This is a genomic window from Mucilaginibacter sp. 22184 (assembly GCF_052045695.1).
Lineage (GTDB): Bacteria > Bacteroidota > Bacteroidia > Sphingobacteriales > Sphingobacteriaceae > Mucilaginibacter.
In genome coordinates this window covers 211,975-230,459 of sequence record NZ_JBQEPI010000002.1, presented here as the reverse complement: position 1 = coordinate 230,459, position 18,485 = coordinate 211,975, and the positions used below count along the sequence as shown (strand labels likewise).

Annotated in this window: 14 protein-coding genes; 2 read left to right on the top strand and 12 right to left on the bottom strand. The window is 40.6% G+C overall.

Annotated elements, in window-relative coordinates:
- Nucleotides 1–2 precede the first annotated feature (2 nt).
- The 12 genes from eboE to ACTJKG_RS06055 form a co-directional block, all read right to left on the bottom strand.
- Nucleotides 3–1,214, bottom strand: a complete 1,212-nt coding sequence (gene eboE / locus ACTJKG_RS06110) for a metabolite traffic protein EboE (protein ID WP_440738639.1) — start codon at nt 1,212–1,214, stop codon at nt 3–5.
- Complete coding sequence (locus ACTJKG_RS06105) at nt 1,211–2,395, bottom strand: 3-dehydroquinate synthase (RefSeq protein ID WP_440738638.1); 1,185 nt, start codon at nt 2,393–2,395, stop codon at nt 1,211–1,213. Before ACTJKG_RS06105 ends, eboE begins: the two co-directional genes overlap by 4 nt.
- A 42-nt stretch (nt 2,396–2,437) precedes the next feature.
- Nucleotides 2,438–3,322 carry a UbiA-like protein EboC gene (eboC, locus tag ACTJKG_RS06100; protein WP_253952130.1) on the bottom strand — a complete coding sequence of 295 codons (885 nt, stop codon included), beginning with the start codon at nt 3,320–3,322 and terminating at the stop codon, nt 2,438–2,440.
- Between the two features lie 7 nt (nt 3,323–3,329).
- Entirely contained in the window at nt 3,330–4,235 is a 906-nt protein-coding gene (locus tag ACTJKG_RS06095) for a TatD family hydrolase (RefSeq protein ID WP_253952131.1), read from the bottom strand.
- 89 nt (nt 4,236–4,324) lie between these two features.
- Nucleotides 4,325–5,155, bottom strand: a complete 831-nt coding sequence (locus ACTJKG_RS06090; protein ID WP_253952132.1) for an EboA domain-containing protein — start codon at nt 5,153–5,155, stop codon at nt 4,325–4,327.
- 102 nt (nt 5,156–5,257) lie between these two features.
- Nucleotides 5,258–5,623: a transmembrane 220 family protein gene (locus ACTJKG_RS06085; protein ID WP_172333203.1), complete on the bottom strand. Its 366-nt coding sequence runs from the start codon at nt 5,621–5,623 to the stop codon at nt 5,258–5,260.
- A 265-nt stretch (nt 5,624–5,888) separates the two neighbouring features.
- A complete protein-coding gene (locus ACTJKG_RS06080) occupies nt 5,889–7,103 on the bottom strand; it encodes a DUF4998 domain-containing protein (RefSeq protein WP_172333204.1) in 1,215 nt (404 codons plus the stop codon).
- Between the two features lie 53 nt (nt 7,104–7,156).
- Nucleotides 7,157–8,386, bottom strand: a complete 1,230-nt coding sequence (locus tag ACTJKG_RS06075; protein ID WP_172333205.1) for a DUF5000 domain-containing lipoprotein — start codon at nt 8,384–8,386, stop codon at nt 7,157–7,159.
- A gap of 35 nt (nt 8,387–8,421) precedes the next feature.
- On the bottom strand, nt 8,422–10,347 hold the full coding sequence (locus ACTJKG_RS06070) for a RagB/SusD family nutrient uptake outer membrane protein (protein ID WP_172333206.1): 1,926 nt from the start codon (nt 10,345–10,347) through the stop codon (nt 8,422–8,424).
- A 27-nt stretch (nt 10,348–10,374) separates the two neighbouring features.
- Nucleotides 10,375–13,848: a TonB-dependent receptor gene (locus tag ACTJKG_RS06065; RefSeq protein ID WP_440738637.1), complete on the bottom strand. Its 3,474-nt coding sequence runs from the start codon at nt 13,846–13,848 to the stop codon at nt 10,375–10,377.
- A gap of 252 nt (nt 13,849–14,100) precedes the next feature.
- Nucleotides 14,101–15,228 carry a FecR family protein gene (locus ACTJKG_RS06060; RefSeq protein WP_172333208.1) on the bottom strand — a complete coding sequence of 376 codons (1,128 nt, stop codon included), beginning with the start codon at nt 15,226–15,228 and terminating at the stop codon, nt 14,101–14,103.
- Between the two features lie 107 nt (nt 15,229–15,335).
- A complete protein-coding gene (locus ACTJKG_RS06055) occupies nt 15,336–15,923 on the bottom strand; it encodes a sigma-70 family RNA polymerase sigma factor (RefSeq protein ID WP_440738636.1) in 588 nt (195 codons plus the stop codon).
- Nucleotides 15,924–16,345: 422 nt separating this feature from the next.
- Between ACTJKG_RS06055 and ACTJKG_RS06050 the strand changes: the two genes are divergently transcribed.
- Nucleotides 16,346–16,957, top strand: a complete 612-nt coding sequence (locus ACTJKG_RS06050) for a TetR/AcrR family transcriptional regulator (RefSeq protein ID WP_172333210.1) — start codon at nt 16,346–16,348, stop codon at nt 16,955–16,957.
- A 144-nt stretch (nt 16,958–17,101) separates the two neighbouring features.
- Nucleotides 17,102–18,481: a TolC family protein gene (locus tag ACTJKG_RS06045; protein WP_440738635.1), complete on the top strand. Its 1,380-nt coding sequence runs from the start codon at nt 17,102–17,104 to the stop codon at nt 18,479–18,481.
- Nucleotides 18,482–18,485: the final 4 nt, after the last annotated feature.

Here is an 18,485-nt window from a genome sequence, read left to right as displayed (position 1 = left end):
TTTTATGATGATAGTTTTGTTTTAACCCACGCCAGCTCCCTGATGATCGATTCATTCAGAGGGACTTTTAACGACGAAGGCAAAACTTCCCAGGTATAAGTTTCTACTTCCAGATGGTTGGTGAAAGGGCTGCTTTTTTGAAGCGAAAGTACTTCTGTAATATCTGACTGGGTAGATTTAACCAGGCCCATGTCTTCGACAAAGATGGGCACGTGAAAATGAGCCCGCCACTCTGTAACTTCAGGATCAGGAGCATCAGCTAATGCTTCTGAAAGATCAGGATAGCGTATCAATGAGCTATCATTGCGTTTAGCGATAACCTGATGGAGGTAGGTTGGCTCGTCAAATTTTGAAAGCTCATTGGTTACTTTCGATCTTTCTTCTAACAGCTCCGGAAACTGTGCTTTTAATGCCGCGCTGATTTGAATTTTGCCGACCTTAATACCTTTTGTCCTGAGCTGTTCAATGATGGTTGTGTGCGGCTCATAACCAATAGCAAAGTGACAAACATCATAACATAAACAAACGTGCCTTTTCAGTAGCTCCACTGCTTCATCTTGGGTTATGCCCAACTTTTCCGAACAGTAGATTTTACCTTTCGCAAGCAGATCGTTTTCAAACCAGTTAATAAACTCCGGTCCCGATTCCAGGAAACCATCTGGTTCTGGTTCAATATCGAGGTGTAACAAAGTACCGGTAGATTCATAGATATAATGTAACGCTTCTACAACAGACAGAATATTTTGTGTGGCAATATTTTTAGCTTGTTCACTTTCTTCGGCGGTTGTAAACCAGGGCTTATAAGTAAGGGGAGAGGTTGAAATGCCGCCATCCATTCCCTCGGGTAATAGCACTGCCAGTATATTAAATAACCGGATGGTATAAGCCATGCGTTCCTTCGTAGTCCAATCGGGCGCATGTACCTGATCTTTAACCCGGGTATGATGAAAGCCACCATAGGGAAAGCCGTTCATAGTAAAAACATAGCCACCAACAACTTGCAGCCATTGTTTAAACTCTTCAAGATGACCGTCGTCTAATATTTCTACACTGGCCTGGTTAGAAAGACGCAAACCGATTCCCATGGGTTCATGGGGAGATAGCGATTTTTTAATTATCGGAAAACTTTCTTTTAAAAGGGTAAAATGCGCGGCCCAGCTTTCACCTGCGTAGATGTTTGTACAGAAAGTTAAATGGCCTGAATTTAATTTCATAAGACAGAAGATGAAAGATTGTGCGCTGTTTGCTGGTTGAGCTCAAATAAAATTTCACCTGCTTTTTTAACCAGCGCGGCATCAATTTCATGAGCTTCTTCGCCTTTGCCTATAGCTGTCAGTAAGGTGACGGTCAGTTGCCCGCCCAGATGTTCGCGGAACTCCTGTAAACCTAATAATATAGGGCTGTTATCATGTTCAACCTGAAGTAAAGGGTGGGTAAGTTCAAACCCTAACTTTTGGATCAGGTTTAGTACTCTGTCTGATTCATCGCTTGATAAACGACCTGATAAATTGGAATATACGGTATCTAAAGCGATCCCCATAGCCACGGCTTCACCATGCCTGATCTCATAATTGGTGAGGTGCTCTAATTTATGTGCACTCCAATGCCCAAAGTCAAGCGGGCGTGAAGAGCCGCTTTCAAAAGGATCGGCACTGCGGATATGTTCCAGGTGCAATTTGGCGCATTGCCATATTTGATAGTTCATAGCATCCCGGTCTCGCTGAGCTAATAAGGTGGCGTTTTCTTCTAACCAAGTGAAAAAAACTTTGTCTTTGATCAGGGCGACTTTTATGGCTTCAGCTATGCCCGATCGCCAGTCGCGATCGGATAGTGTTTCCAAAAACAGGTCATCATTAAAAATCGCGACAGGAGGGGAGAATGTACCCAGGAAGTTTTTCTTGTTAAAATAATTGATGCCGTTTTTAACCCCTATACCGGAGTCATTCTGCGACAGAACGGTAGTGGGTATCCGAATATGCTTAACGCCCCTGTGGCTAATAGTAGCCGCATAGCCAACCATGTCCAGTACGGCACCACCTCCAATTGCAGCAACGAAAGAATGCCTGTCTATACCATAGCTGTTAATGGCTTCCAGAACCAGGTCCAAATAGCAGGTATCGTTCTTTACCGTTTCGCCACCCGGAATAATCAATATATCCTGCACTAACTGCGTTTGGTTATACTGAATAAAATAGTCTTTTATCTGGCCAATTAAAGCAGGATGATTATTTGCTACACCCTCGTCAATCACAAAAAGTATCTTTTTTACAGAAACGGAAGGATTGTTACCCGTTAAAAAGTCATTAATAAGTTTATTAGCAGGATCAAAAAGTGCCGATGTGAAAAAGACGTTGTAACTAAATTTTACCGTAAATGATTGGTGTAGCGTATCCATATAGTATGGTATTGGGAATGATTATTAATGAGCATTATGAAATTAGGTAACAGCAAAAAGCTTAGACAACCACATAGATACCGGTAATAAGGCAGCGATGCCTAAAGCCGGGTAGATGGAACTAAAAGTAACTGCCCAGGCAGCATCCATCAATATGAGTGATATAACCCCTGCTTTAACTGCCGCGCCTATATTTTTACCAATAGGTTGCTGTATGGCTTTGCTAAGGGGCTTAAATATCATCCATGCAAATGGCAACAGAAAAATAAGTGACCATAACCATTGTTGGTTGATAAAGGAAAAATACAGAATGGAACCTATAACCAGTGCGTAAAGGCAGGCCGCTATATACAGGTTTTTTTGGTTACCGCCATGCACTTCGCCCCGGCTTGTCATGGTGATAGAGAATATGTAAATAACGGGTATCAAGGCAAGCCAGTAATGGCTGTAGAGCATGGCGGGGATGATACTTACGCCCAGTAACAGATTCAAACCTCTACAGATTCCCATGCTTAATGGGCCAAAAAAGGAGTGATGCTTACCGACCTTATTATACAATAAAGCAAAAAATGCGATAGCGAGAGCAAGCACACCTGATGTTAAGTTATGTAGTGCTGCCAGGATCACGCCTGTTAAAAGCAATATTGTACCGAGTAGCGCCGCTTCTGTTAAAGTTACCAGCCCACTTGGGATGGCTCGTTCAGTGCGTTCTATACGATCTAAATCGGCATCAAAAACATCGTTGAAAACTATCCCGCCACCATATAAACAGGCTGTTGAACAGCACAACAATACTATGGAAAGCCAATGATCTGTAACCGTAGCTGTAAACACACCGGCAATAGCAATACCAGCCAATATATCAGCCACCGAAGTGACGATATTGGCAGGCCTCATCATCCGTAAATAAATGAATAACTTTTTCAACGCTGTTTTAACTGATGATAATAGAAGATTTATCGATACGTGGTTGCTGCCCTCCGCGTAAAATGGTATTTCCCTCAAATTTTCCGCTTTGATCGATGCTTTTTTGGTTTGTGAAATCGGCTTCGTCGATCTGGCCGCTTTGGGCAAATGCGGTTATGGCATTGCGATAGGTTATGAGTTCAATATCCTGATCGCTCAGGCCCCGCATTTTCATCAATGCGGCAGTTTTAGGCACTGCCAACGGATCACTAATACCCCAATCGGCAGCTGAATTGATCATGATACGCTCCGGTCCGTATTGGATGGCGATGTCAACCATGCGCTCATTTCCCATTTTTGTGAATGGATAGATGGTAAAAGCAGCCCAAAAGCCACGGTCGAGCACTTCTTTAACGGTTTCTTCATTGTTATGATCAACAATCACCATATACGGATCCAGGCCATGTTCCTGGGCAATATCCATACTGCGCTGCGTGCCTCTCTTTTTATCGCGGTGCGGGGTATGAATTTGTACAGGCAGACCAGCTTCTTTAGCAAGCTCTAATTGTAGCCGATAATATTTTTCTTCGGCTGCAGTCTGATCATCAAAACCTATTTCGCCAATACCAACTACGCCATCTTTGTAAACAAATAATGGTAAAAGCTCCATCACCTGTTCGGCTAAAGGTTCATTATTTGCTTCTCTTGAATTTAACCCGATTGTACAGTAATGTTTGATGCCAAACTGAGATGAACGAAATCTTTCCCAACCTATCAAGCTGCTATAATAATCTCTAAAGCTGTCCAGCCCGGTGCGCGGTTGACCGAGCCAAAACGCCGGCTCAATGAGAGCCACAACACCGGCATCGGCCATAGCCTGATAATCATCGGTAGTGCGGGAAGTCATATGGACATGTGGGTCAAAAAACTTCATCCCTTTTACCGAATTTAAATCAAATGCCTCAAGAGTTTTTCTCTCCTCCTTATCTTTTTCTATCGAATGACTACAACACATAATATATTTTAATTTACAGATACCTTAGTCCAATTTAATGCTTTATCAAAAACTACCATCTTTAGCTCAGGAATATTACTTAACCATTGCTTTGCAGGCTCAAATCTGGATTCTGAAATGGCCAACGCTATAGCTTCTTTTTCTATCATATCATCGCGGGCGACGCCTATTTTAATATCTTCAAAAATTTTCTCATCAATAAATCCCGATACCAATCGCCATAATGCTGGATTTACTTTGCGCCCGGCAGCCCAACGTTCACGGGCATAGTCGCTCAATACCAGAGCTAGCTCTTTATTAGTCCGTTCATCCAAACCAACTATTGATGGTATATTTTTTTCAGTAAAGAAGGCCTTTAGCACCAGTTGGTTCCAGGCGGCCTCATCCAGGTATTGTGATGGATACGGATTGTTATACATAATGGCTTCTAAAACCGAGCCGATATTACTGCGGATGCCTTCGGCGCATCGCTTCGTCCACATCTCGGGATAAGCAAGAAAAGGTAAAGCTGAATATAATGCTACTGCCTCATTCATTTCGGCCGATAAAAACAGATTTTCGATGGTTTGATAATATTTGTCTTTATCTGATGTGTCCCATTGCAAAAGCAACCATACCCGACATAACCTGTCAATAGTCCAATTTGTAAATGGGCCTGTAGTTACTTCGGTAGACGGGGCGGATTGTGGATTGTTTATTGTAATCGTGGATTTTCCAGTTTTTCTGGGAATGATCATAAATCCTGTATTCAGAGCCGAATAATTATTGGGCAACTCATGGAATTGTTGAAGCCACGACCAGGTATCCGATGAAACATTAGCCCCGATAATATTAGCCATAGAGGCTTCCACTTTTGTTATATCATAAACAGGCATAAAAAGTCAAATCAAGGGATGAGCGTAATGAAATATTGAGGGTGTGTAAAAAAGCCCATGAAGTACTCATGCAATAAAATAATTGATCAGCAAAGCTGCCGAAATGATCAATAGTCCGAAGAACTCGCGCGTTTGCTCGATGTAAGGTTTGGTTGCCTGCATGCTTTCAACCAGGCTTGGTTTCTTATATTTTGTTATCCAATCACGTACGCCATCTTTCGCAAAAAACAGGATTATCGCATAAATCAGGTAAAAAGCTATTAATAAAAGCCATATGGTAGGATAGTATTTGCCAAAGACAACCAGTCCGCAGCTAACAGATGCACTCAGGTAGATAGGCACCCAAAGCCAGGGGTCAACATCATTTAAATTAAGGTATGCAAATACCAGAAATGATAAACAAAAAAAAATGTTTAAAATAATTAGGATCATAAAATTTGAATTAATGCGGTATGCAACTACAGTGCTGGAAACCATGCATCCTAAATGCTGTGAGATCCATCTTGCTATCGATTGCAAAAGCTAATATGAGAGTAAAAAATCTGAAAAGAAAATTTCAATTTTTTTACTTGGAATCAAAGATGATTTTTCGGGCTCCTTAGTATCCTCTAAAAGGAAAATATGATGATTCAATAAAACAAAAAAGGTTCCCGGGGAAATCATTCCCGGGAACCTTTTTTGTTAGTTCATACCATACTTACTCTATATTCCAAAAAGTTAGTTCACTCATGTTGCTATAGTTAGGATCGCCGCTTGCTGTTTTTAAGATCCTTATTCTGATGTAACGCACCGGCGGCGGATTGCTTTTCAGATCAAACTTCATGGCTTGCTGACCATCGTCTGTCCTTACGCATTCCTTAAGCTTGGTCCAGCCTTTTGATACCATCTCCGCTTCCCAGCCCGGATCATTTCCTTTTAAAGTTGTAGCAGCATTTTTAATATCTGCAATGCCCCATACTTCAAAGTCGATGGGGTTGTGAGATTGATTTCGGCCTGTTTCTTCAATTCTACCTAAATTGGTATAAATGGCGCCCATATCAAATGTAATGTGATGCGGTAAGGGGTGATCGCCATCGCTATGGAAAATATTCGGATAAGATTGCGGGCCAACGCTTCCGTCCCAAAGTTTACTTATACTTGTCTGCCCCTCATAAGTCCCCACATCATTAGGGAGTGAATTTTCATTAAACAATTTTTTATCGCATTGAACGTAAAGCAACGTGATATCCGGAAAATCATCAAACCTGTCAACTGCGAAGGTATCAATAGCTGTTCTTTCGGGTATATATGATGATTGGTACTGAATCTTGGTTCCCTGCTTATAATGGGGAAGCGTGATAGAATTACTATCGGGCGAAAGGTTCATGGAAACGGTTTCACCAGAAGTGTTGGTATATCTGATCACTGTATTTATATTGATGGTATCAGGGCTATTAAAAATCAGGTTTACTGATCCGTCGGCATTATTTTTAAACGGGCGTGTTCCGTTATAGGCCCTGTTGAGTAAGGTGCTGGCATAAACAGGGCCATAAACCTTCACGTTATTTACCTCGAACGGAATTGATTTATTACCTTTTGCATCAAATGAGTAAATGGTAAAAGTGTAAACAAACTCCTTAAGCCCCGTTATAGTGGTGCGTACACTATCTGTTTTAGTTGAAATTTTAACTATTTGAGAGTCAGCTTTATTGTTCCAGTATACTACATATTTAACAATGCTTGGGTCTGAGCTTGATTTCCATTTAAGGCCTATCCGCAGATCTCCGGGCTGCGTAATTACAGCGCCCACCGCTCCTGTATAAACAATTTCCTGATTGCCCAGAAATTTTTTAAAATCTGTTTGCGTTTTATTACAACCGTATATTGTTATTAATAATATACAGCCAAACAGCGTATATAGAAGATTTTTCATACTCTTATTTTTAATAAGTAATTAATTTATTCCTGCTTTTTTAAGCCGGAATATCAATCAGGTTTACCATAAAATGATACTTCAATTATATGTGCAAGCGTACCGCCTGACCATGTTTTAGCTATAGAGATACGTAAGTATTTAACTGAAGGAGCATCAAATGGAATATTGAACTCCGCACCCTGATTAAAGAAATCCTTATCGCTTTGGTTAACAGCTGTTGGTGGTAAACCCGATGGAGGTGCCGGCCAGTGGTAATTACCCAGATTTGTCCAGTCGCCTATAACCGTTCCTACCGGAGCACTAATTGGTAGTACAGCATCGGCAGGTAAGGTTTTGTTGGAGCCCCAGATACTAAAATCACGCGGATTACCATGTCCATATTCAAAACCTTTGCGCCCCCACATCTTAAAGCGGCTTAATTTATAGGTTTTACCTACGCTAAAAGTACAGGTAAAAGGTGGTGTTGAATTTGAATTGGTGTGCCATCCGGGGTCATCTAAACTACCGTCCCACAATTTGTTCACCGTCCAGCCTCCGCCTTCATAAAGCTCATCATCACTTGGCAGCGCATAGGTAGCAAACAGCCCCTTATCCAGTAACTCTTCGTATAATGGGGTCAAATTCTTTTTCAAAGTATCTGAGATATTACCCCATTCATCGGTGATGTACACACCAAAATTTCTTGGAGTTGATTTAAAGCCCCTGATAGAAAAATCAATGGTATCGCCCTTAGTAAAATGCTGCTCCTGTACCTCCATTGATTTTGTTACGTCATCAAAAGCGGTAACTATTATACCGATATCTCTTTTTAGCGGATTCAATGCTTTTACATTAACCCCACCAAAGTCTGCCGATATAGCTGCGGTTGGTCTTACTAATTGATAAACAGGGGTTTTAGGGTGTACGGTAACCGTAACCGGATCGGACATTACTTCTGCTTTGCTTACAGCATAAAGGGTAACCTGATAATCCTTTGATTCGGCAAAACCGTTAACTTCCACCGTATCTTTATAGTATGATGATTTGGTTTCCCTGGCAACCTTATCTCTTATACTGTATTTGGCTAATACATAAAGCAGGTTTTCTGAATTTGGGAGGTTATATGTTATGTATGAACCACCATTAAAATTATCTACTTTAATATTGGTAACTACCCCGGGTTTTGTTTTATCTGTAGAGATGGGGCCGGTATTAAATCCATCGTTTCGCTTACAGGAAATTATACCTATCATTAGCAAACCCATAAGGAGCTGCAACGAATATCTATTTATATTTTTCATGACTTTTCAATTATCTGTTGAAATCCTTTGTAGGCCTACCAGTTTGGATTTTGAACGAGGTTATTATTAATTATCAGGTTATCAGCCCTTATTGGCCACATGTAGTTCCTGTTATTGAAAACAGGCGTTAAAATGGTACGCGGACGGTAATAGTTTACAAATGATTCTTCAAAAACGCTCCATCCCTGCAGGGGCCTGGTCATTACGTTTTGTAATTCCTTCCAACGGCGCAGGTCCCATCCGGCTTGCGCTTCAAAGGCCAGCTCAATACGTCTTTCCTGGTGTATTATTTGACGTAAACCATCTTTATTGGTAAACTTAGTTGGAGTTTTGGAATAATTTGTCCACGCCTCAACAACACCCGGTAAACCTGCCCTGATTCTAACTTTATCAATGTAGGGTATAACTTCTCCAGATGATTTTCCCTGCTCATTTAGTATTTCGGCATAGAGCAGATACATACCAGCAAGCCTTATTACCGGAAGATGAAAATCTTCCCAGGTCATGGTTTTATCATAGACTGTTAAATAATTAACCAGTTTTTTGGGCCAGTATCCTGTTACATTTATCCTTATGTTATCTTTAGGGCCCGCGAATGATGATGGGCCTTTGCCTGCAACATACAAGGCGTTTTCACCATCTCCTAAAACTCCATTACCATACCATACGCCGCCATCAAAGGCCAAATCAGCGTAAAACCTGGGTTCGCGGTTAAAATGTGCTTTTACGGTTTCGTAACCATTGTGGATGTAAAATCTATTAGCGTCGTTGCCGATTTGTTTGTCATACCGATTTGCATAATCCCATGTTTTATCTTCATTAATGGGCACCCCATTATTGGTATAAAACAGTTCCTGCTGGCTTATTGGAGCTGCAATTGTGCCCTGGGCGATTAAATTACCTGCTGCTCCGGCTGTTAGCCTCGGCATAAAATACTCCTGGTTACCAAACCCGAAATGCCCGTTCAATGCCCATATCAGTTCGGGGTTTGTTTCCCATTTATCGGTAATGGTAGTTTGTAGGTTTAATACTTTTTTTAATGAATCGGTAAGGGTTGCGGGAATGTTAGCTGTAAGATCACTCGGTACATGCAGCCTGTATCCGTTTGCCTCTGCCGCTTTAATGGCATCCAGACATGCTGTGGCCGCTCTGTCCCATTTTGTAGCATCATAAGCCGCATTAAAAAGCGCCTGACCATCTTTGTTCTTTAATGATGCCAGATCGGGATTACCATTAAACAGGGGACTGGCAGCGGTTGTCAGAACCTCGGCCTTTACGCATAAGGCAATTGTTTTGGTTATCCGACCCAATTCCTCTGTCTGGTTCTGGATAATTGGAGGTAGGCCAGGTATAGCCTGATCCAGCAGTCTGACTATGTAATTTACTACAGAATCGGCAGGCGCCCTTTTTACTTTTGTTTCTTCTGTAGTGGCTGTAATAGGCAGGTTTACATCAATAATAGGGATTGGGCCATACATCCTGAACAGGTAGTAATTGTAGTAAGCTTTTAAAAATTTTGTTTCAGCAATCCATCTTTCCTTTTCAGACGGGCTCAGATCAATGGGCTTGTTAATATTTTCGAGCATGGTATTGCATTTCCTGATGGCTACAAACAATGCCTGGCCGCTATTCTGCCCATCCCAATAATTAAGTGCTGGATTTTGAGCACTTTGAGTTCCGCGGATAAGGTTAAAACCAATGGGGTTAACGCTATTGTTATCCTGAAGGTCATTAGGAAAAAGAACTTCACCCGAAGTTACAAAGCCTACATTGGTTTTTACGTCAGCAAAGTTTTGCAGCGCGTTGTAACATCCAAAAAGATAATTTTCGGCCTCGTTACGGTTTCTGAAGGCGTAATCAATAGTGCCGACATTGTCAGGTACAACGTCAAGATACTTTTTACATGATACACCCACCATGGCCAGTGTTATCACGAGTAAATATTTGTAATATGATCTCATATTCTTAAACTAGTAGTCAGTTAATGATTATAGGTTAACATTTATACCTACGTTAAATACCTTTTGTATAGGATAGGCAAAACCATTACCACCTAATTCAGGATCCCACATTTTAAAAGGGCTCCAGGTTAGCAGATTCAATCCATTAAAATATACGCGGGTTTTTCTTACTCCTAAGCTTTTAGCAATTCTATCAGGCAGGGTATAACCGATCTCGGCCGATTTGAGGCGCAAAAAGCTACCATCGCGCATCCACCAGGTACTCTGTTGCCTGTTGTTTTCGATTTGAGCGCCGTTAATACCTAATCTTGGATATAAGGCATACAAATTCTGGTTATCTTCTGACCAGTGATTATCGGCATAAGCTTTTAGTAATTGTGTATTGCCATTGTAATAGTTATCCGGACTTTGTATAAAAGGGCTGGTACGTGCAGGGTCGATAAAGAAGGAAACCTTGGCTTGTCCCTGGAAAAATGCCGAAAGGTCAAAGCCATGCCAGCCTCCGCTTACACCAAAACCATACACTATTTGCGGAATATACGGATCGCCCAAAAATGTTTGATCGGCGCCGTCTATTTTACCGTCACCATTGAGGTCGCGGTATTTAATATCACCTCCCTGAGGCGGGAAGCCGTTTGTACTGAAAATTTGTGTTGGCGAGTTTCGTGCTTCCTCATCATCAACAAATAAGCGCTCGGCTACGTAGCCATAATTACGGTTAAGTGGTTGCCCGGTTAAAAGCCTGTATTTTTCGTTGTAAGCGGGCTCTTCATACTGAACATATTTGTTTGCGGTATAAGTAAAGTTTGCTCGTGCTGATAAAAAGCCTCCATTACCAATACTTTTTTTACCATCAATCTGAATATCAATTCCTTTTGATTCTACTTTACCAATGTTTGCAGCTATGGGTGCTTCCAATCCCATGGTTGAAGGAATATTGTTCCGGTTTTGCAGTACATCATATTTATCGTTTTTGTAAACCTCGGCAGTTACATTGAAGCTTTTCAAAACAGTGAATTCCACACCCAGGTTAAGTTGTTTGGATTTTTCCCAGGTTACATCATCATTTTCATAGTTATTGATCTTAACGCCCCCATGGCTATAACTATTATTGGTGCCGAAGGATGCGCCACCACCGCCATTAAGATTCACATCAGATAAGTAGAAAAATCTACGGTTACTGATCTGGTCGTTACCTACTAAACCGTAACTGGCACGTAGTTTAAAACGGTCAAACACGTTATACAGGTCGCCCCAAAACTTCTCCTCCGAAAGGATCCATGATGCGCCGATAGTTGGGAAAAATCCCAACCTGTGGTTATCTGAAAATCTTTCGGAGCCGTTATACCCAAAGTTAAACTCCAGAAAATATTTGCTTTTGTAGGAATAGGTTGCCCTGCCGGCAAGTGTTTGATTACGGTAAGGCAATGAATATTGCAGCGTATATTGATTAAGATCAGGATCTTTATTATTTGAATATACTTGTTGCTGACGGGTGCCAATTAATGCTCCGCTTATGGTATGATTAGTGCCAAAAGTTTTGTTGTATTCTAATACCCCCTGCAGATAAAGCTGGGTTTGCAAATTATCTGATCCTGGATCCCGGTTGTAATTCAGATATTCCTGAGCTTGACTAGGTTGGGAGTTTATCCATTGCAATGTGTATTGGTTTGATGCTTTATCATAATTGCCCACTGTGTAATAAAAAGGGTTATAAGCCATGCTTGATTCAAAATAAGCATAACGGTTTGTACTGAAGATGGCATGAAAATTTAATCCCTGGGTTACAAAATCGAGGTTTTGATTTAACTCCAATTGAGCCAGAAGTCTTGATTCGTTTGAATTTTTGTGCCCTCTTAACAGGTCGGCATAAGGATTACGGGTTTGTGTGGTATTGGGGCTTGTTCCCGGAACATTACCAAAAAGGATGTGTTTAACATTAAGGTTTGCAGAATCCGGCTCAAAATAGGCTGGAAATAAAACTGGACTGGTGTGTGTGGCCTCATTATAAAGGTCGGTTGAAAAGCCTCCGTCGGCACTTTGCGGCCCATTATACTGGTTAAATGTGCCTGATAGACGAACAACAAGCTCGGTTTTATTGGTTACGTTTATATTTACATTTGAACGCAGCTGATAATTGGTGAACTTAACGTTATTGTTATTATTATTCCTGATATCGGTTCTTAATATACCATTATCATTGCTGTATGATCCGGCAACATAGTAGCGTGCTGCGCCACCACCGCCTTGTATACTCATATCGGCACGCTGCGTATTTGTATGTTTCTTAAATAACAAACCGAGCCAGTCGACAGCAGGATAAACAAAGGAGTTGCTTCCTGGATCGCCTCTCATAGCTGCCTCTGTGTTGGCTATTTTGTTTGCCGTAAAGGGGCGTTCGGCTAATGGATTACGGGTAATGGTAGCCTCGTTATAAAGTTTCATGTAAGTGATGGGGTCGGCAAGCTCAATGCTTTTTACAGATTGCGATCTGGCGTTTTCGACCCTGACATTAATTTGTGCTTTACCCGCTTTACCTTCTTTTGTTTTAACCAGAATAACACCATTACCTCCCCGGGCGCCGTATAAGGCGGTGGCACTCGCGTCTTTTAATATCGAAAAGCTTTCAATATCATCCACATTTAGCCGGGCCAGATCATTTGACGTTAACTCCACGTTATCAATCAGTATTAAAGGACTTTGACGATATCCGAATGTAGTTACCCCTCTAATAAAAAATTGCGCGTTATCCTGTCCCGGTTGCCCGCTAGGTGTATAGGCTATAATACCTGCAACCTGGCCTGCCAACGCGTTGGTAAGGTTACTTGCAGGTATTTTTAAATTGGCGGGTTTTACTGTAGTAACAGATCCTACAATGGCCTCACGTGATTGTTTTCGGCTGTAAGCGGTTACAACCACTTCGTCAGCGGCTTGTACGTCTTCGTCCAGCGCTACATTAAACACCTTATTTTGTGGGGTTACTGTGAGCGTTTGTGATTTAAAACCAACAAAGGTTATTTTAATTACAGCATTGTCCTTTACATCTAAAATAAATTTACCATTAACATCTGTCACTGTACCCAGCTTAGAATTACCAACCACCGAGATGCTCACCCCCGGCAGCGGTACACCCTTGTTATCCTTGACCGTCCCTGTTATGGTTACGTCGGCAACAATTAAAGCTGGTGTAACTGTTGGTTTTGCTACTGCCGACTCTTTAATGATGATAGATTTGCCATCAATAATATAAGAGAGATGGAAGGTTTTCAGAGCACTGTTCAACGCTTCTTCAAGAGATGTGTTTTTAAAGTCGACACTCAGTGTATAGTTCTTTTGAGGCCCTTTGGGCGACCAGAATACATTATACCCAGTTTGGCGATTTATTTCACTGAATAGCTGTTTTAATGTGACATCGTTTTGTTTGTAAGTTATTTTTTGTGAAAAGACCGATGCACTAACCTGCATAAATGCAAGCAGGAGTATAAGGCTCGTTATTTTCATTATAAGAAGGAATTTCTTGGTGTAGCACGAAGGCTTACAAATGTTTGTAGTAAAATTTTTGTACATTTGTTTAGGCTGGTTAATGTTAAAATTGTTATCTCCAATAGCGTTTTAGTTTAATAAGCTTTAAGATCAGAGACATCGCGAGTGTCTCTGATCCTGCTTTTAAACTATTTCCTTTTTATTAGCTGGAATCTTTCATTTTCTTCTCGGTTTAAATGGTTTAAAAAGTTTATAATTAATTTGGTTTATTTATTTTTTAGCGACTCTGATTGTAGATCCGCTAATGATGAACCGGTCATTTGTAATCTGCTCCATTATTTTTAACAAGGCTGATAGATTAGCAAAGCGGGTAGTAACCGCAACGATCGTTTCTTTTTTTACACTTTCATCTTCATATACAATTTTTACATCGTACCACCGGGCTATCTGCCTCATGACGCTTTCCAGCGGCTCTTCATTAAACCTGAAATTACCATTCTTCCAATCTATGGCTTCACGTGGATCAACTGTTGATATTTTAAACGTTGTTGTAAGATCAGCTTCCTGCCCCGGTTTTAATGTTGCATTTTTATCTCCTGCTATAATTTTAACAGCCCCCTCTAAAAGTGTGGTTGTGGTGTTTTGCTCATCCGGATAGGCATTTACGTTAAAATGAGTTCCTAAAACCTCAATTACCTGTTTATTGGACACTACCCTGAACGGGAGAGCTTTATTATGTGCTACTTCAAAATAAGCCTCCCCGGTAAGCTCAACCCTGCGTTCATTGAACGAGTCAAAACTTACCGGATATTTTATTGATGATTCCGCATTAAGCCATACCCGCGTGCCATCTGATAACAGCAATTGATATTGGCCACCTTTGGGGGTTTGCATCGTATTATACTGCGGAAGGGTATTTTTAACAGCATTGGGGTTGGCGCTATAAACCAGTTTACCATCGGCTGTTTTGGTGATTTGGCTTCCACTTTGTTGCGCTATTTTACCGGTTGCTACATCGGTCAGAAGCACCTTAGATCCATTTGCCAATACTAAAATGGCTTTATTGCCACCAGGTCTAATAGGATGTTCCTGTGCTATCGTCTGGTTTTGGGCTGTTTTGTATTTATTAAAAAATAAAATAGTACCTGCAGTAAGCATAATCAACAGCGATGCCGCAACGGCCCATCCCTTATAATTAACGGAGCGTTTTTTTTGAAAATCTATCTCATCGAGGAGGCGCATCAATATTTCTTCGTGAACATCGTCTTCCTCCTCAGGGAACTCTGAATCCTGACTGGAAACAGAACTATACCAGTTTGCCAGCGCCTGTTTTTCGGCATCCGTGGCTATCCCTTGCTGGTGTTTTTGTATTAAGCTATAAATGGTTTCGCGGTTCAATTGGTATTGCGCTTTATATAATGGTATGTTACATGAAAAGGGCGTTACCCTACATCAGTGATAAAATAAATTTAAAAATTTTGAGGAGTGATGTTAAAATGGCAGTTTTAAAGGAGGGAACGGTATAATAGAATAGATGTCAATGCTAATATGCCGTATTTTTTGAGTCCACCTCGGATAATCTTGAGAGCCCGGGTCAGATTGGCTTCGACACCTTTTTCGGAAATTTGCATCTGGATGGCAATCTCTGAATTCTTCATACCAATTTCGCGACTATACCGAAATACAATCCGGCACTTTTCAGGAAGTTCCTCCACTATACCATCAATGTATAGCTGCAAAAAGCGCGCGTCTAATTTGTGTTCATCGTTGGTGAAAAGTTCAAAATCAATATTTTTATTGGCAAGCGCAGCCCGTCGTTGCTCTTTCTGATAGTAATGGTATATACTTAACTTAATGGAGCCCGCCAAAAAAGCGGGTAGGTTTTGAATATCGGTAAGATGACGTTTTTCCCATAATGAAATAAACACATCATGTACAATATCTTTAGAAACAGTACTATCCTTACAATGATTCCATGCAATGGCCAGCATTTGTTTCCAATATCTATTATAAATTTCGGTAAACGCGGCCTGCCCATCCTTTTTTAAGGAAAGGGCTAATCTTTCATCGCTGTATGTGCTATAATCTGGCATAAAAGTACAACTCTAATTAAGAGACATTAAAGAGTACCTAACAGCCTAAAGATGGCATAACATTCCAGGCATTCAAATAAATAGCGCTTTTTGTTTCAAGTAAAAGTTTTATCATAATTTTTATTAGGGGTGAATATAATTATATCTGCATCTGTAATGGCAATTATACTATCAAGATGATTTTACCTGAGTAGTAAATTAAAATTCCAAAGCAATTTCAAACTTATTGATTATGTATGAGCTAATTACTTTTTGCTTGTAATGGTTTAAAATTGGTTATGAACGAACAAGTCAGATGGCTAATATAGTAAAATTCGGGAAATCATAATCGTTTTTTAAATGATGAACAGAATGAAAGCAGAAAAAACCATTATTTGGATAATGAACAACGTTCAGTATATTTGCGCGACATTTTAGCATTCATGGGAGTTACAGAAAGAAAAGAACGGGAAAAAACGGAGATGAGGGAGCTGATCACAGCTGCAGCCATGAAAATGTTCCTGGAGGATGGCTATGCTAAAACTTCCATCCGGGGCATAGCCGATGCAATAGAATATAGTCCGGGTACCATTTATTTGTATTTTAAAGATAAGGATGAGCTATTGTATGAAGTACAAGCTGATGCCTATGGCCGTTTGTTTGAAGTGTTTAAAAAAGAAGCAACAAGCACCGATCCGCTTGAAAAACTCAATCAGCTTGCCCGTGCCTATATCAATTTTGGGTTAAACAACCCCGAACTTTATGATTTGATGTTTATCATTCGTGCTCCGATGAACGTAGACGAGGAACTTCACAAAGTTAATGGAGCGAACTGTCTGAATTTTTTGATCGATTGCCTTACAGATTGTATTAATAAAGATCTGCTTCGTATGACCGATGTGCAACAAGCTACTTTACAAATTTGGAGTACTGTACACGGGTTGGTATCCCTTAATTTACGTTGCCGTTTAAAAATTATGGTCGAATCGGAGGAAGCTGTGCCTCTGGTATTAATAAAAACGATGGAAGATTATTTAGCGGCTGTAACAAAATAGATTTTTTTTAATCTATTAATAAACAGTGTTCATTATATAAACATTGAATATTTTTAAAATAAGTTGATAGAATAAAAGTATGTGAAACACCATACCAAGTAATATTTAATAATTTTTTTACTTTTTAACTAAACATAGTTCATTATGTATACGAGGTTCATAAAAGGATTAATTCCTGTTTTTTTATCGCTATGCCATATAAGTGCATTTGGCCAAAGCGATCATCGGCAACTTGACGAATATGTGAATATAGCATTCGCACAAAATCAGGGACTAAAAGAGCAACAGTTTGATCTGGACAAAGCCATGTTTGCCTTAAAGGAGGCGCAAGCTATGTATTTTCCAACCGTAAGTTTACTTGGAAGTTATACCAAGTCGGCAGGGGGGCGTACCATAGATGTACCGGTTGGTGATCTGGTAAATCCGGTTTACACCGCGCTCAATCAGTTAACCAATTCAACCAGATTCCCTCAACTTAAAAATGAGTCTTTTCTGCTAAGCCCCAACAACTTTTACGATGCCAAGGTGCGTACCTCGTTGCCGCTTATTAATGCGGAGATCCGCTATAATAAGCTGATTAAGCAGCAGCTCATCACCAGTCAGCAAGCGGCTGTAAATGTTTATAAAAGGGCTTTGGTAAAGGATATTAAGACCGCTTATTACCGGTACTATCAATCATTACAGAGTATTGCTACCTATAACAGCGCTATGTTATTGATAAAAGAAAACATCCGGGAAAACGAAAGCATGCTAAGAAATGGTGTTCGTAACGGCACTGCATTATTGCGGTCAAAAACCGAACAGGAAAAAAACAATGCTGCTTTGATACAGGCGCAGCATGCTATGCAAAATGCGAAATTGTATTTCAATTTTCTACTCAATCGCCCGTTACCGGATTCTATAATTATAGAAAGTAAAATGGTTACAGCTGTAGTTGCGATACCCGATACTTCCCTTGGTACCAGTCGTCGTGAGGAAATAAAACAACTACGTACCATGCAGCAGGTTTACACGCTTGATTATCGCTTGCAGAAATCAGGTTTTATACCTAAGGTTAGTACTTTTATAGACCTCGGTTCACAGGGAAATGATTTTAATGTGAACAACAAAACCCGGTATTATTTATGGGGTGTAAATCTGCAATGGGATATTTTTACCGGTGGGCAGCGTAAATATCGTGCCGAACAATCAAGAGCTAATGTAAATGCAACAACTGCCCAGCTCGATCAAACCCAGCAATCTTTACAATTACAACTTGATCAAAGCTTTAATAACTATCAATCTGCCATAGCGACTTATAAAAGTATCACTGCACAGCTCTTGTTTGCAGGCAAATACTATAACGATCAGTTAAAAGCCTACCGGGCAGGGCAATTGCTTTACCTGGAACTGGTAGATGCGCAAGATCAACTAACCAATGCACGCCTGCAAATGGCAGACGCGGAAGCTAACGTACAAATTGCCCTTGCCGAACTTGAACGCGAGCAGGCTACTTATCCCATTAACAATCCTAATCAGCAATAAAGTA

What these genes read in the sequence shown, in the direction of transcription:
- eboE (WP_440738639.1), bottom strand. Translation starts at nt 1,214, where the DNA reads ATGAAATTAAATTCAGGCCATTTAACTTTCTGTACAAACATCTACGCA.
- ACTJKG_RS06105 (WP_440738638.1), bottom strand. Translation starts at nt 2,395, where the DNA reads ATGGATACGCTACACCAATCATTTACGGTAAAATTTAGTTACAACGTC.
- ACTJKG_RS06095 (WP_253952131.1), bottom strand. Translation starts at nt 4,235, where the DNA reads ATGAAGTTTTTTGACCCACATGTCCATATGACTTCCCGCACTACCGAT.
- ACTJKG_RS06090 (WP_253952132.1), bottom strand. Translation starts at nt 5,155, where the DNA reads ATGGCTAATATTATCGGGGCTAATGTTTCATCGGATACCTGGTCGTGG.
- ACTJKG_RS06085 (WP_172333203.1), bottom strand. Translation starts at nt 5,623, where the DNA reads ATGATCCTAATTATTTTAAACATTTTTTTTTGTTTATCATTTCTGGTA.
- ACTJKG_RS06080 (WP_172333204.1), bottom strand. Translation starts at nt 7,103, where the DNA reads ATGAAAAATCTTCTATATACGCTGTTTGGCTGTATATTATTAATAACA.
- ACTJKG_RS06075 (WP_172333205.1), bottom strand. Translation starts at nt 8,386, where the DNA reads ATGAAAAATATAAATAGATATTCGTTGCAGCTCCTTATGGGTTTGCTA.
- ACTJKG_RS06070 (WP_172333206.1), bottom strand. Translation starts at nt 10,347, where the DNA reads ATGAGATCATATTACAAATATTTACTCGTGATAACACTGGCCATGGTG.
- ACTJKG_RS06065 (WP_440738637.1), bottom strand. Translation starts at nt 13,848, where the DNA reads ATGAAAATAACGAGCCTTATACTCCTGCTTGCATTTATGCAGGTTAGT.
- ACTJKG_RS06055 (WP_440738636.1), bottom strand. Translation starts at nt 15,923, where the DNA reads ATGCCAGATTATAGCACATACAGCGATGAAAGATTAGCCCTTTCCTTA.
- ACTJKG_RS06050 (WP_172333210.1), top strand. Translation starts at nt 16,346, where the DNA reads ATGGGAGTTACAGAAAGAAAAGAACGGGAAAAAACGGAGATGAGGGAG.
- ACTJKG_RS06045 (WP_440738635.1), top strand. Translation starts at nt 17,102, where the DNA reads ATGTATACGAGGTTCATAAAAGGATTAATTCCTGTTTTTTTATCGCTA.